The sequence below is a fragment of the Streptomyces sp. NPDC093261 genome (assembly GCF_044753645.1).
Lineage (GTDB): Bacteria > Actinomycetota > Actinomycetes > Streptomycetales > Streptomycetaceae > Streptomyces.
The window spans coordinates 362,158-374,339 of sequence record NZ_JBIVNO010000002.1 but is presented as its reverse complement, the minus strand read 5'-3'; the positions used below and the strand labels follow the sequence as shown (position 1 = coordinate 374,339).

Annotated in this window: 13 protein-coding genes and 1 pseudogene; 8 read left to right on the top strand and 6 right to left on the bottom strand. The window is 71.5% G+C overall.

The genetic code is table 11. The features are described 5' to 3' along the window. Positions 1 to 84: 84 nt before the first annotated feature. The gene (locus ACIP94_RS08130; RefSeq protein WP_402421191.1) at positions 85 to 483 is read right to left on the bottom strand and encodes a hypothetical protein; all 399 of its coding nucleotides are present in this window, start codon (positions 481 to 483) and stop codon (positions 85 to 87) included. A 128-nt stretch (positions 484 to 611) separates the two neighbouring features. Between ACIP94_RS08130 and ACIP94_RS08125 the strand changes: the two genes are divergently transcribed. Then, entirely contained in the window at positions 612 to 1,247 is a 636-nt protein-coding gene (locus ACIP94_RS08125; RefSeq protein WP_402421188.1) for a uridine kinase, read from the top strand. A 250-nt stretch (positions 1,248 to 1,497) separates the two neighbouring features. On the opposite strand, the gene ACIP94_RS08120 is transcribed toward ACIP94_RS08125, so the two are convergent. Beyond that, positions 1,498 to 2,244: a SigE family RNA polymerase sigma factor gene (locus ACIP94_RS08120; protein ID WP_402421185.1), complete on the bottom strand. Its 747-nt coding sequence runs from the start codon at positions 2,242 to 2,244 to the stop codon at positions 1,498 to 1,500. Positions 2,245 to 2,507: 263 nt separating this feature from the next. Here ACIP94_RS08120 and afsQ1 point away from each other — a divergent pair, with 263 nt between their 5' ends. The 5 genes from afsQ1 to ACIP94_RS08095 all read left to right on the top strand — a co-directional run bounded on the left by afsQ1 (position 2,508) and on the right by ACIP94_RS08095 (position 6,385). After that, positions 2,508 to 3,185, top strand: coding sequence for a two-component system response regulator AfsQ1 (gene afsQ1 / locus ACIP94_RS08115; protein ID WP_402421182.1), 678 nt, complete (start codon positions 2,508 to 2,510; stop codon positions 3,183 to 3,185). Beyond that, positions 3,182 to 4,744: an ATP-binding protein gene (locus tag ACIP94_RS08110; protein WP_402421180.1), complete on the top strand. Its 1,563-nt coding sequence runs from the start codon at positions 3,182 to 3,184 to the stop codon at positions 4,742 to 4,744. Before afsQ1 ends, ACIP94_RS08110 begins: the two co-directional genes overlap by 4 nt. Continuing rightward, positions 4,741 to 5,355 (top strand): hypothetical protein, encoded by a 615-nt coding sequence (locus ACIP94_RS08105; RefSeq protein WP_402421177.1) that lies wholly within the window; start codon positions 4,741 to 4,743, stop codon positions 5,353 to 5,355. Before ACIP94_RS08110 ends, ACIP94_RS08105 begins: the two co-directional genes overlap by 4 nt. Positions 5,356 to 5,478: 123 nt before the next feature. After that, on the top strand, positions 5,479 to 6,030 hold the full coding sequence (locus ACIP94_RS08100; protein WP_402421174.1) for a VanZ family protein: 552 nt from the start codon (positions 5,479 to 5,481) through the stop codon (positions 6,028 to 6,030). Positions 6,031 to 6,178: 148 nt separating this feature from the next. Continuing rightward, on the top strand, positions 6,179 to 6,385 hold the full coding sequence (locus ACIP94_RS08095; RefSeq protein WP_355921410.1) for a PspC domain-containing protein: 207 nt from the start codon (positions 6,179 to 6,181) through the stop codon (positions 6,383 to 6,385). Between the two features lie 90 nt (positions 6,386 to 6,475). Here the strand turns inward: ACIP94_RS08095 and ACIP94_RS08090 are convergent, their stop codons facing one another. After that, a complete protein-coding gene (locus tag ACIP94_RS08090; RefSeq protein ID WP_402421170.1) occupies positions 6,476 to 6,817 on the bottom strand; it encodes an ATP-binding protein in 342 nt (113 codons plus the stop codon). Positions 6,818 to 6,999: 182 nt separating this feature from the next. Beyond that, a pseudogene (locus ACIP94_RS08085) lies at positions 7,000 to 7,143 on the bottom strand (adenosine deaminase); the annotation flags it as partial. A gap of 159 nt (positions 7,144 to 7,302) precedes the next feature. Here ACIP94_RS08085 and ACIP94_RS08080 point away from each other — a divergent pair. Next, complete coding sequence (locus tag ACIP94_RS08080) at positions 7,303 to 8,835, top strand: metallophosphoesterase (protein WP_402421167.1); 1,533 nt, start codon at positions 7,303 to 7,305, stop codon at positions 8,833 to 8,835. A gap of 278 nt (positions 8,836 to 9,113) precedes the next feature. Here ACIP94_RS08080 and ACIP94_RS08075 read toward each other — a convergent pair whose 3' ends face one another. Further along, positions 9,114 to 10,268 (bottom strand): adenosine deaminase, encoded by a 1,155-nt coding sequence (locus ACIP94_RS08075; protein ID WP_402421164.1) that lies wholly within the window; start codon positions 10,266 to 10,268, stop codon positions 9,114 to 9,116. Positions 10,269 to 10,381: 113 nt separating this feature from the next. Between ACIP94_RS08075 and ACIP94_RS08070 the strand changes: the two genes are divergently transcribed. After that, positions 10,382 to 11,143, top strand: coding sequence for an alpha/beta hydrolase family protein (locus ACIP94_RS08070; RefSeq protein ID WP_402421161.1), 762 nt, complete (start codon positions 10,382 to 10,384; stop codon positions 11,141 to 11,143). 16 nt (positions 11,144 to 11,159) lie between these two features. On the opposite strand, the gene ACIP94_RS08065 is transcribed toward ACIP94_RS08070, so the two are convergent. Beyond that, positions 11,160 to 12,122 carry a LysR substrate-binding domain-containing protein gene (locus tag ACIP94_RS08065; RefSeq protein ID WP_402421159.1) on the bottom strand — a complete coding sequence of 321 codons (963 nt, stop codon included), beginning with the start codon at positions 12,120 to 12,122 and terminating at the stop codon, positions 11,160 to 11,162. Positions 12,123 to 12,182 lie beyond the last annotated feature (60 nt).

The following is a 12,182-nucleotide window of genomic DNA, read 5'->3' as shown; positions in this document are numbered from 1 at the left end:
GCCACGAGGGCGGAGCCGTGCTTCCCCGCCGTCCAGGGGAAGCACGGCTCCGCGTCGTCGGGAGCCTCCGTCCTCGAAGTGAGGTCAGCGGACCGCGTGGAGGACCTGCCCGACGGCCGGCACGCTGCCGAGTGAGGGCGCCTCGGCCACCGGACGGGTCAGGTTCTGCGAGGCCAGCGGCTTGAAGTCGGCGATCTGCGTGGTGAGGCCGTTGTCCAGCGGGTCCACGCCCGTGCCCGCCAGCGGGTTGGGCTTGATGTTCGCGAGCGGTCCGGTGACCTGTCCCACGACCCCGGTCAGTTCCGGCAGAGCCTGCCGGCCGGCCTCGTCCAGCGACACGGGCCGGGTGCGCATCACGCCGAGGACCGGGGCGCTGTCCGCCGACGCCGCTGCCGCGCCCGCCCCCAGCGCGGCGCCCGCGGCCGCGACGAGAACGAGAGCGCGCCGAGCGGTGGGGTTCTTGGGAGAGGCGTGTCGTGCCATGACTGCTGCCACCTTTTCACTGCGTTGAGTAAGGATGTCGACACGCAGGGTAGTTGAGGTGTGATGTGTGCTCCAACGTCGACCCGCGGGGTCGGCACGGTGTACGGAATGCGTCAGACTGGTGTCTCGTGAGTCTGCATCCTCCGGCCCCCGCCCGCGTCGTGCTGCTGTGCGGCCCCTCCGGCTCCGGCAAGTCCCTCGTCGCCGCCCTGTCCGGGCTGCCCGTCCTGCGGCTCGACGACTTCTACAAGGAGGGCGACGATCCGACGCTGCCCCTGGTGGAAGGGAGTTCGGACATCGACTGGGACCACCCCCACTCATGGGACGCGGACATCGCGGTCGCGGCCATCGCCGAACTGTGCGCCACGGGACGTACGACGGTGCCGGTCTACGACATCGCGCTGAGCGCGCGCACAGGCGAGGAGGCGCTGGACATCGACCGCACGCCGGTGTTCATCGCGGAGGGCATCTTCGCCGCCGAGGTCGTGGAGCGCTGCCGCGAACTCGGCCTGCTCGCCGACGCGCTGTGCCTGACCCGCGGGCCCCTCACCACGTTCCGCCGCCGTTTCCTGCGCGATCTCAGGGAGGGCCGCAAGTCGGTTCGTTTCCTGCTGCGCCGTGGCTGGCGGCTGATGCGCGCGGAGCGGTCGATCGTCGCCCGCCAGACGGCTCTCGGCGCGTACGCCTGCGACCGGGACGAGGCACTGTGCCGGCTCACCGCGGCGGCCGCGGGACGGCGCGCCCCGGCCGAGGCCGCGGCCTAGCACCCCGACAGGCACGGCATCGCCCGCAGCACGAGAAACGGGACTGGACGGACCCCCCGGCCCTCCAGTCCCGCTCTCTTGTGCTCCCCCGTGATTCCCCCGTGTGCCTCCCCCCGTTCCGCGCGGTCCCCCGTGACCCCGGCGGTTCCCCCCGGTACCGCTCCCCCGTGTCTCCCCCGTGCTCCCCCGCGGTGACGCTCCCCCGCACCACCGCGACGGTCTTCCCCCGTGTCCCCCGTCTTCCCGTCCCTCAGGCGACAAGCTCGCCGAAGGACTCTTCCTGGTCACGGCCGAAGCTGAGGACCTCGTCCTCGCGCAGCCGGCGGAGCGACCGCCAGATGCTGGACTTCACCGTGCCGACGCTGATGTCGAGGATCTCCGCGATCTCCGGGTCCGTGCGGCCCTCGTAGTAGCGCAGGACCAGCATGGTGCGCTGGAGTTCCGGCAGCCGGGCGAGCGCCTGCCACAGGACGGCGCGCAGCTCGGTGCCGCGCATCGCGTCCGTGTCACCGGCGGTCTCCGGCAGCTCCTCGGTCGGGTACTCGTTCAGCTTGCGGCGGCGCCACGCGCTGATGTGCAGATTGGTCATCGTCCGCCGCAGATAGCCCCCCACCGCGGCCTTGTCACTGATCCGGTCCCAGGCCCGGTATGTCGAGAACAGCGCGCTCTGGAGCAGGTCCTCGGCCTCGAAGCGGTCGCCGGTCAGGTGGTAGGCGGTTGCGTACAGGGAGGCGCGGCGCTCCTCGACGTAGGCGGTGAACTCCGCCTCCGTCACCGAGCGACGCTCCCCCGAGGCCTCCCCGTACGCGGCTCCCCCGTGAGCCTCCCCCGTGTGTGCGTCAACCACCGTCATATACGTGGTGTGCGCACGCCCGGTGTGGCGAGTGCACCCCCGCCCTCCCCCGAGCAGGGGGGCGCCCCCCGTCACACCGGACTTGTTGACGTCGTGGAGACGCGTGACAACTGCGCCCGTGCTGGTGCTGTGCAGCGTGTTCATCTCGCGCCCCCCGTCGTGGAGTCCCGTGACTTCCGTGCGGCCTTGCTTGTGTCGAAAAGCTTGCCCGGGCCACTTCATGGCCGTGTCCGCCGACTGTCACAGAGCTGTCACAGGGCCCCTCCCCAGTCACGGCCCCGGATCGTCACAGCGAAGAGTCGTACGACTACGCAGCGGGACCGGCGCCCGGCGTCCCGGGCGGGCGGGCGAGGCGGGGGCGCTCCGGCAGTCGAAAGACAGCCGCGGCATGGGCCAGAATGGCCCCCGTGCCTTCCCTGTTGCTGATCGAGGACGACGACGCCATCCGAACGGCCCTGGAGCTCTCACTGACGCGCCAGGGACACCGTGTGGCCACGGCTGCCACCGGAGAGGACGGCCTGAAGCTGCTGCGTGAGCAGCGACCGGATCTGATCGTGCTGGACGTCATGCTGCCCGGCATCGACGGTTTCGAGGTGTGCCGGCGCATCCGCCGCACCGACCAGCTGCCGATCATCCTGCTGACCGCGCGCAGCGACGACATCGACGTCGTGGTCGGGCTGGAGTCCGGCGCCGACGACTATGTCGTCAAGCCTGTGCAGGGCCGGGTCCTCGACGCCCGGATCCGGGCGGTGCTGCGGCGCGGCGAGCGGGAGTCCAGCGACTCGGCCACGTTCGGCAGTCTCGTCATCGACCGGTCGGCGATGACGGTCACCAAGAACGGCGAGGATCTGCAACTGACCCCGACGGAGCTGCGGTTGCTGCTGGAGCTGAGCCGGCGGCCCGGGCAGGCCCTGTCCCGGCAGCAGCTGCTGCGCCTGGTGTGGGAGCACGACTACCTGGGCGACTCGCGGCTCGTCGACGCGTGCGTGCAGCGGCTGCGCGCCAAGGTCGAGGACGTGCCGTCGTCCCCGACGCTGATCCGTACGGTCCGTGGCGTCGGTTACCGGCTGGACGCCCCTCAGTGACCGATCCGCGCAAAGGACTCAGCGGCTGGGCCGCTGCGCGCAGAGCCGTGCAGTCCCGCCTGCGCTTCACCAGCCTCCGGCTGCGCCTGGTCGTGGTCTTCGGTCTCGTCGCGCTGACCGCGGCGGTGTCGGCGTCCGCCATCGCGTACTGGCTCAATCGCGAGGCCGTGCTCACCCGCACCCAGGACGCGGTGCTGCGCGACTTCCAGCAGGAGATGCAGAACCGGGCGAGTTCCCTGCCGGTGCACCCCACCCGGGACCAGTTGCAGCACACCGCCGGGCAGATGGCGAACAGCAGCCAGCGCTTCAGCGTGCTGCTGATCGCTCAGGACGAGCACGGCAGGACCGTGACCGGCAACTCCGACCTGGACACCTTCACGCTGGAGGACGTGCCCGCCTCGCTGCGCAAGGCGGTCGACAAGCAGCAGAAGTCTCCGGGGGACGGTCACGCCTACCACCTGTACTGGCAGCGGATCGTCGACGACGACAAGCCGTATCTGGTGGGTGGCGCCAAGGTGATAGGCGGTGGCCCGACCGGTTACATGCTCAAGTCCCTGGAGCCGGAGGCGAAGGACCTCAACTCGCTGGCCTGGTCGCTCGGTATCGCCACCGGTCTGGCGCTGATCGGCTCGGCGCTGCTGGCGCAGGCCGCCGCCACGACCGTGCTGAAGCCGGTGCACCGCCTCGGCATCGCGGCCCGGCGCCTGGGCGAGGGCAAGCTGGACACCCGGCTGCGCGTGTCGGGGACCGACGAACTGGCAGAGCTGTCCCGGACGTTCAACCGTGCCGCCGAGTCCCTGGAGAAGACGGTCGCGGACATGAGCGCCCGTGAGGAGGCGTCCCGGCGCTTCGTCGCCGACATGTCGCACGAGCTGCGGACGCCGCTCACGGCGATCACGGCCGTCACGGAGGTCCTGGAGGAGGAGCTGGACGCGGAGACAGGCGGCATCGACCCCATGATCGAGCCGGCCGTGCGGCTCGTGGTCAGCGAGACCCGGCGGCTGAACGACCTCGTCGAGAATCTGATGGAGGTCACCCGTTTCGACGCCGGAACGGCCCGGCTGGTCCTGGACAACGTGGACATCGCCGACCAGATCACCGCGTGCATCGACGCCCGCGCCTGGCTGGACGCCGTCGAGCTGGACGCCGAGCGCGGCCTCATGGCCCGCCTCGACCCGCGCCGGCTCGACGTGATCCTGGCGAACCTGATCGGCAACGCGCTCAAGCACGGCGGTTCCCCGGTACGGGTGTCCGTGCGCGAGGAGGGCGAGGAACTGGTCATCAGGGTGCGGGACCACGGTCCGGGCATTCCGGAGGATGTCCTGCCGCATGTCTTCGACCGCTTCTACAAGGCGAGCGCCTCCCGGCCGCGCTCCGAGGGCAGCGGTCTCGGCCTGTCCATCGCGATGGAGAACGCGCACATCCACGGCGGAGAGATCACCGCCGCCAACTCCCCCGAAGGCGGGGCGGTGTTCACGCTGCGGCTGCCGCGCGACGCGTCGCCGCTGGTCGAGGAGGAGATGCGGAACGGGAACGGCACCAAGGGGAACGCCCGATGAGCATACGAGGCGGACGGCTCCGGCTCGCCACCGCGCTGCTGGCCACGCTGCTGTCCGGCTGCGGCATCCGCGCCACCCAGGTGCCGACGGACTTCGGCCCCGCGCCGTCCCGGATGCCCTGCGCGCTGTCCGGTACGGACGCGTCGGCGCAGGCGGGCCGCGGCATCCCCGTCCAGGTGTTCCTGCTGTGCGCCTCGCAGCTGGTGACCGTGGACCGTTTCGTACGCATCCCGGACGGCACCGCGGAGGTGGAGCGCCGGGTACTGGTCGCGCAGGGGCTGCTCGACCAGCTCGCCGTGAAGCCGTCGACCGCGGAGAAACAGGCGGGGTACACGACGGACGTGACCGGCGGGATCAAGGTCGGCGGTCCGCGCGGCAAGGACCCGGGGGACACATTCCGGCTGAGCACCCGCCCGGAGGGCCTCACCTCGTACGCCCTCGCCCAGATCGTCTGCACGTTCGCCGACTCCGAGGCGACCACCGCCGACGACGGCAGCGTCGTGCTCGGCGGCCCGGACGGACAGCCGCTGCGCCGCTATGGGTGCACGACCGAGGTGCGCTCCCGGCCGGGCGCCGTGGCACCGCCGTCGACGGTGATTCCCGACGAGTGAGCCGCGGGGCGCGCCGGCGACGCCTCCGGCGCCCCGGAGGCGGAGAGGCCGGCGCCCCGGAGGCGGAGGGGCCGAGAAAGCGGAAGGGGAACCGATCCCGCGCGGCCTGGCGTCTAGGGGGGCGTGCAGCGTCAAGGCTCAGACGGCGGCAGTGCCGTGTTCCGCATCCGTGTGGCTGGGGGTGTCCTCCTCGTCGCGCATCTGGCCCTCGTCGCCTGGATCACGCTGCGCCCGCTGGACGTGCCCTGGGTGAGGCCCGCCAATCTGCATCCGCTGGCCGGTATCAGAGCCGATCTGGCACTGGGCTGGCCGCAGGCGGCGCGCCGTATCGGCAAGGGGCTCGCGCTGCTCGCGCCGCTCGGGGTGCTGCTGCCGATGATCGGCGGCCGGGTCGGCGGCTCGCCGTTGGCCTCGATGGCCCGTGCGGTCGCCACGGGCACCCTGGTCTCGCTCGGCATCGAACTGGTGCAGACGGGGGTGCCCGGCCAGGTCGTCGACATCGACTCGGTCCTGCTGAACACCGTCGGGGTGGCGTTGGCCCATGTGCTGGTCGTGCCCGCGGCCCGGGCCCGGCTCCGCCGCCGGGCCGAGTCCCGGCGGCGGACCGCCCACCCCCGGGAGGAGACGGCTCAGGGGCGGACCCCGACGATTCCCAGGGTCGGAATAGCTCCTTAGAGTGACGCTTCTCCCGCTTCGTCCCCGTAGCGTGGAACACGTCGGAACAACGCCGAAGACCTCGACACCGTCGAGGACTCGGACACCGACCGGACGTCCCGGCAGCCGCCGGGAGCCGCTTCCCGCCACGGTTCGCGAAGGAGCCACCATGACCGCCATTTCCCGCCCCACCCACGGACGGATGATCGGCGGAGTGTGCGCAGCGCTGGCACGGCGCTTCGGCACCTCCGCGACCACGATGCGGGTGATCTTCCTGCTGTCGTGTCTGCTTCCCGGCCCGCAGTTCCTGCTCTACATAGCCCTGTGGATCCTGTTCCCGTCGGAGGACAAGGCGGGGGCCCACACGGCCTGGTGACATGACGCGGTCCGGTCCGCCGGACGCGGTGACGCCGATGGGCGGCCCCCGGCCGGGGGCCGCCCATCGGCGTCACGGGCTGCGTGCGGATCAGGCCAGGGGAATGCCGTTCAGCGGCAGGCCCTGCGTGGGCAGCGGCTTGACGGGCAGTCCGCCGAGCAGTCCGCCGACCGGCACGGCCGGTCCGTCGGCCGCGGCCCTTCCCACGGTGGGCACCGCGGTGTCGAGGGCTCGCTGCCCCTGGCCGAGCACCTCACCCGCGCCGGGCAGCGTCCCGGCGACATGGCCCAGCGGCAGCGCCTGGGTCGCGGTGTCCGCCGGCCCGGCGATGTCCGGCACGGCCGGGGCCGCGCTCGCGACGCCCGCGCCCGCGGTGGCGAAGGCGGCACCGAGAGCGGCGACCCCGAGGGTTTTGGCAGCAGACTGCTTCATGAGGAATGCGTCCTTGGATCCGTTGACGGGGATGTGAGCGGTCCCGAAACCGTAGGCAAGCGAAAGGGGGCTCCGCAAACTCCCCCGAACGGAGGGATCCTTGCCGCCCGGCCGACGGAAGACGGGCCTCCTCAACCCTCGTTGACCGTAGAAGCGCAGGTGGAGGCGGTCCGCCGGAACAGTCATTCGGACTTCAACCCGGCGTAGCCGGGCTTGATGACGTCATTGATCATTGCCAGTCGTTCGTCGAAAGGAATGAATGCTGACTTCATAGCATTGACGGAGAACCACTGGAGATCGTCGAGCGCGTGACCGAAAGCCTCGACCGGTTGGGGCGGCGCTTCCCCGACGTCACGCCCTGCTGATCCCCGGTCAGCTCCCGCAGACCCGCCATCGCTCAGGGACGAGAGAGTCGTCGCACTCCATATCCGGTGCCGCCGTCGTCGGCACTGCCGCCGTTCACTGCGAGCGGGCACCCACCAGGCATGCGCTGCTGCTTCTCCGCTCCCGTCACGGCCCTGTCGGCCCTGCCCACCCCCTGTGAAGTCGTACGATCCAGTGCCCTCCTTGCCCCCGCCCTGCTGCGAGCCGCCGCTGACGCCATGAACGGCCCGACGCGCGGAGGCGCGCCCCGCCGCCCCGGCACCGTGGCGGCCGTCCATCTGGAACTGGTCACCCTGACCGAAGACCGCGCGATCATCACCTGGTACACCGGAGCGCCCGGCACCGACGACGGCCTGGGCCACATGTCTCCCGCGGCCACGGAGGGGGAGGTCGTCTACGGCACTCACCCCGCCCGGCTGAGCCGCAGCGCGGCCGAGGACCGCCCCACGGCACACCACCACGTCGAACTCACGGGTCTGGAGCCCGGGCAGACGTACTTCTACCAGGCCCGTTCGCAAGGCGTGCCCGCGACGCCCACGCCGCTGCACCTCGTCCGCGGCAACGCCGTCGGCACCAGTCGCCACGGGCTCGACTCGCCCGGTGGTCCGTACTCCTTCACCACGCCGCAGCCTCCGCCGGGACGGCACCTGCTGTCCATCGCACTCTGCAACGACCTCCACCTGGGAGAGACCACCGCGGGTCTGGTGGGAGGCGTACCCCTGCTGCGCGGGGTGGCGCAGCGGCGGGGAGGCGCGCCGTATCCGGAGATCATGAGCCGCAGTGTGGTCGAAGAGGCCCGTCGGCGCGGAGCGGACGTACTGCTGGTTGCGGGAGACATATCGGCCGGCGGCGCACCGCGGGATCTGACGCAGGCCAAACGGATTCTGGATGGTTTCGGCACCCATGGACGGGACTATTTCGTCGTACGCGGAAACCACGACAGAGCCGGGCACGGTGACTGTGGGGCGTGTGCGGGAGGTTGCGGGGACGGCTTCCGTGAAGCGTTCCTCGGCGCCGAGGAGCCCTCGTATTTCACCCGGGACCTCGGCGGGCTGAGGATCATCGGGCTCGACACGTATGAGAAGGACGGCAACGGTGCCGGCACGGGCGGACTCGGCGCCGGGCAGCTGTCGTGGTTCCGGGCCCTGTTGAGGGAACACAAGGAACAGCCGACCGTGGTATTCGGCCACCATCCGCTGGCCGTACCGGATTCCGTCTTCCCCGTGACGGGCGGGCAGCGCATCGAGCGTCGGCAGGCCCGTTCCATTCTCGATGCCTACGCAGGCGCACCGGGCGTCTTCCTCCACCACGCGGGCCACACCCACCGCAACAAGCGCAGCGTCCTGCCGCGGGCCCCGCACGTCGGGATGCAGGAAGTCAGTGCGGTCAAGGAGTATCCCGGCGGCTTCTGCCTGCTCCGGATCCACTCCGGCGGGTTCGCCCTGAACCACTACAAGGCCGAAAGCGCCTCGGCCCGCGAATGGACCGAGCGCAGCCGCCGGGTGGCTGCGGGGCTGTGGCCGCACCATGCCCTGGGCCGCTCGGTCACCGACCGCAACAGCGTGAGCGCCCATGACCTGTCCGGCATCGCCCGCCCGGGACGGCAGGAGGCGCCGCACGCTCTGCGCCCGTAGGCACGCGCCCCCGCAGGAACGGGGTGCCCGCCGGCGCCGCGCCCAGGGCCCGCAGATCACCCGGCGGACCCGGCCTGCACGTGGCGACCGTCTCGCGGCAGATGTGACGGCCGGCCGGCGACGGCGCCTGGACCGGTGCCGCCCCGGCCGGGCTGCTCCTCCCGGCGGGGCAGGGGGATGCGGGCTCGCCGGGTTGACCTCGCGCATCAGGGTGGTGGCGGCCCCGCTTCCCCGAGCGAACGGATCATTGCCGCCCGGCCGCCGGAAAACGGGCCCCTTCAGCCCTCGCTGCCCGTGGGACCGCCGGTGGAGGCGGTCTGCCGGAACAGCCATTCGGACTTCAACTCGGCGTAGCCGGGCTTGATGACGTCATTGATCATTGCCAGTCGTTCGTCGAAAGGAATGAACGCCGACTTCATGGCATTGACGGAGAACCACTGGAGATCGTCGAGCGTGTAGCCGAAGGCCTCGACCAGATGCTCGCATTCCCGGCTCATGCTCGTCCCCGACATCAGACGGTTGTCCGTGTTCACCGTGACCCGGAAATGCAGCCGCCGCAGCAGCCCGATGGGGTGGTCGGCGTAGGACTCGGCGGCACCGGTCTGGAGGTTGGAGCTGGGACACAGCTCCAGCGGGATGCGCTTGTCGCGTACGTACGAGGCGAGGCGCCCGAGCTTCACCGAGCCGTCCTGAAGGACCTCGATGTCGTCGATGATCCGCACCCCGTGCCCGAGCCGGTCGGCGCCGCACCACTGGAGCGCCTGCCAGATCGACGGCAGTCCGAAGGCCTCCCCGGCATGGATGGTGAAGTGGTTGTTCTCGCGCTTGAGGTACTCGAAGGCGTCGAGGTGGCGGGTGGGCGGGTAACCGGCCTCGGCGCCGGCGATGTCGAAGCCCACCACGCCCAGGTCGCGGTAGCGGTTGGCCAGTTCGGCGATCTCCAGGGCGCGGGCGGCGTGGCGCATGGCGGTGAGCAGGGCGCCGACGCGGATGCGGTGGCCGTTCGCCCCGGCGCGCCGCTCGCCGTCCCGGAAGCCCTCGTTGACCGCCTCGACGACCTCCTCCAAGGTGAGCCCGCCCTCCAGATGCTGCTCGGGCGCGTAGCGCACCTCGGCGTAGACGACCCCGTCCTCGGCGAGGTCCTCGGCGCACTCGGCGGCCACCCGTACGAGCGCGTCCCGGGTCTGCATCACGCCGACGGTGTGGGAGAAGGTCTCGAGGTACCGCTCCAGGGATCCGGAGTCGGCGGCCTCGCGGAACCAGATGCCGAGCTTGTCCGGGTCGGTCTCGGGGAGGTGTGAGTAGCCCGTTTCCCGGGCGAGTTCGACGATCGTGCCGGGGCGCAGACCCCCGTCGAGGTGATCGTGCAGCAGGACCTTGGGCGCCCGGCGGATCTGATCCCAGCTCGGGGTGTTCTGGTGCTGGCTCGTCATTTCCGCACCATAGCGCCTACGCGCGTAGAGCACGTGGTACGGCGAGACGTCGATACGCAAAGGTGACCCGCAGGACGGGCCGCGTACACCGTCGCTTCTGACACTGTTCTGTCATGGCACACCAAGCGACGCCGGTTCGCAGAGCCCGGCTGGGGAGGGCGCTCGGCCCGGAGCCGACGACGGTGAGCGGCGCGGTGCTGCTGCTCCCGGGCGCCGACGAGGTCTCCGCCCGCAGACCTTCCGCCCTGTTCGCGACCGCCTCCGTGCACACGCTGGGCCGCCGGCTGGCCCGGGCCGGCCACGGCGAGGGCCTGATCACCCACGTGGTGCACTACCGCTATCGAGGGTGGAACGGCAGCGAGGCGCATCCGGCGCGGGACGCCGTATGGGCCGCCGACGAGGTCGTACGACGCCATGGGGATGTGCCGGTGTGCCTCGTCGGCGTGGGCATGGGCGGCCGGGCGGCGCTGCACGCGGCCGGGCACTCGGCCGTCACCTCCGCCCTCGCGCTGTCCCCCTGGCTGCCCGAGGAGGACATGGCCGCGTCGCCCGAACCGGTGAAGCAACTCGTGGGACGGCGCGTGCTGATCGTGCACGGCACGAACGACGAGCGCACGGACCCTGAGCTGTCCTTCCGGCTGGCGGCACGCTCGAAGAAGGCCAACCGCGACATCTGCCGCTTCGAAGTGCACGCGGACGGGCACGCGTTGCGCCAGTACCGCTCCGAAGTGCACGCGCTCGCGGAGGACTTCGTGATGGGCACGCTGTTCGGACGGCCCTTCTCCCGCCCGGTGCAGGACGCGCTCGCGGCTCCCCCGCCCATCGGGTTGCGGATGCCGCTGGCGGCCGGGTTCGGACGGTCGTGGCGCAGGTGAGCGTGGCCGGCGCCGCTCAGCCGGGCAGCAGCCGTCCCCTCCTCGACAGCAGGAACTTCTTGAAGGCCGCCACCGGCGGGGTGTCGATGTGCCCCTCCAGCCAGGCGACCCCGATCTCCCGCACCGCCCGGGGCGCCGTGACCGTCAGCTCGACCACCCCGGGCCGCGGTACCGCGGGCGGCGGCAGCAGCGCGACGCCCAGCCCCGCCGCGACCAGGCCCCGCAGGGTCTCGGCCTCCTCGCCCTCGAAGGCGACGCGCGGCTTGAACCCCGCCTCGCGGCACACGTCGTCGGTGATGCGGCGCAGCCCGTAGCCGGGTTCCAGGGTCACGAAGGCCTCGTCCGCGGCTTCGGCGAGACGGATGCGCCGGCGGCCCGCGAGCCGGTGGTCGGCGGGGACAACGAGCCGCAGCTTCTGCTCGTCGAGGCGGCGGGCGACCAGGTCGGGGGCGTCGGGCACCGGGGAGGTCAGACACAGATCCAGCTCCCCGGCGCGCAGCTTCTCCAGCATCGCCTCGCCGTAGTTCTGCACCAGCCCGAAGCGCACCCGCGGATGGTCGGCGCGGAAGGCGTGGAGCAGACCGGGCACGGTCTCCGCGCCCATGGTGTGCAGAAAGCCGAAGGCGACCTTGCCGGTGGCCGGGTCGGCGTCCGCGCGCACCTCCTCGGCGGCCCGTCCGATCTCCGCGAGAGCGCGCTCGACGGACGAGAGGAAGGTCCGGCCGGCGGGGGTGAGGGCGACCGTGCGCCCCCGCCGGACGAACAGGTCGACGCCCAGGTCCTGTTCGAGGCGGACGAGCGCGCGGGACAGGGTGGACTGGGGGACCTGCATCTCCCGCGCGGCCCGCGTCACATGCTCGGTCCGGGCGACTCCCGCGAAGTGCGCCAGGCGGGGCGCAAGCAACGCGACAATGTCTTCTGTGTCACTTGTGTCACTGGACGGTGACAGGCGTCCGGCTGACCTCTGCTGATGCACCATGGGATCGATTATCGCGTTTCTGTGCATTGGACGGATGAGTCACGGCGTCCGTACGGTCGA

Excerpts from the sequence above, each read along its gene's own strand:
- ACIP94_RS08130 (WP_402421191.1), bottom strand. The coding sequence starts at position 483 with ATGGCACGACACGCCTCTCCCAAGAACCCCACCGCTCGGCGCGCTCTC.
- ACIP94_RS08120 (WP_402421185.1), bottom strand. The coding sequence starts at position 2,244 with ATGAACACGCTGCACAGCACCAGCACGGGCGCAGTTGTCACGCGTCTC.
- ACIP94_RS08105 (WP_402421177.1), top strand. The coding sequence starts at position 4,741 with ATGAGCATACGAGGCGGACGGCTCCGGCTCGCCACCGCGCTGCTGGCC.
- ACIP94_RS08095 (WP_355921410.1), top strand. The coding sequence starts at position 6,179 with ATGACCGCCATTTCCCGCCCCACCCACGGACGGATGATCGGCGGAGTG.
- ACIP94_RS08090 (WP_402421170.1), bottom strand. The coding sequence starts at position 6,817 with ATGAAGCAGTCTGCTGCCAAAACCCTCGGGGTCGCCGCTCTCGGTGCC.
- ACIP94_RS08080 (WP_402421167.1), top strand. The coding sequence starts at position 7,303 with ATGCGCTGCTGCTTCTCCGCTCCCGTCACGGCCCTGTCGGCCCTGCCC.
- ACIP94_RS08075 (WP_402421164.1), bottom strand. The coding sequence starts at position 10,268 with ATGACGAGCCAGCACCAGAACACCCCGAGCTGGGATCAGATCCGCCGG.
- ACIP94_RS08070 (WP_402421161.1), top strand. The coding sequence starts at position 10,382 with ATGGCACACCAAGCGACGCCGGTTCGCAGAGCCCGGCTGGGGAGGGCG.
- ACIP94_RS08065 (WP_402421159.1), bottom strand. The coding sequence starts at position 12,122 with ATGGTGCATCAGCAGAGGTCAGCCGGACGCCTGTCACCGTCCAGTGAC.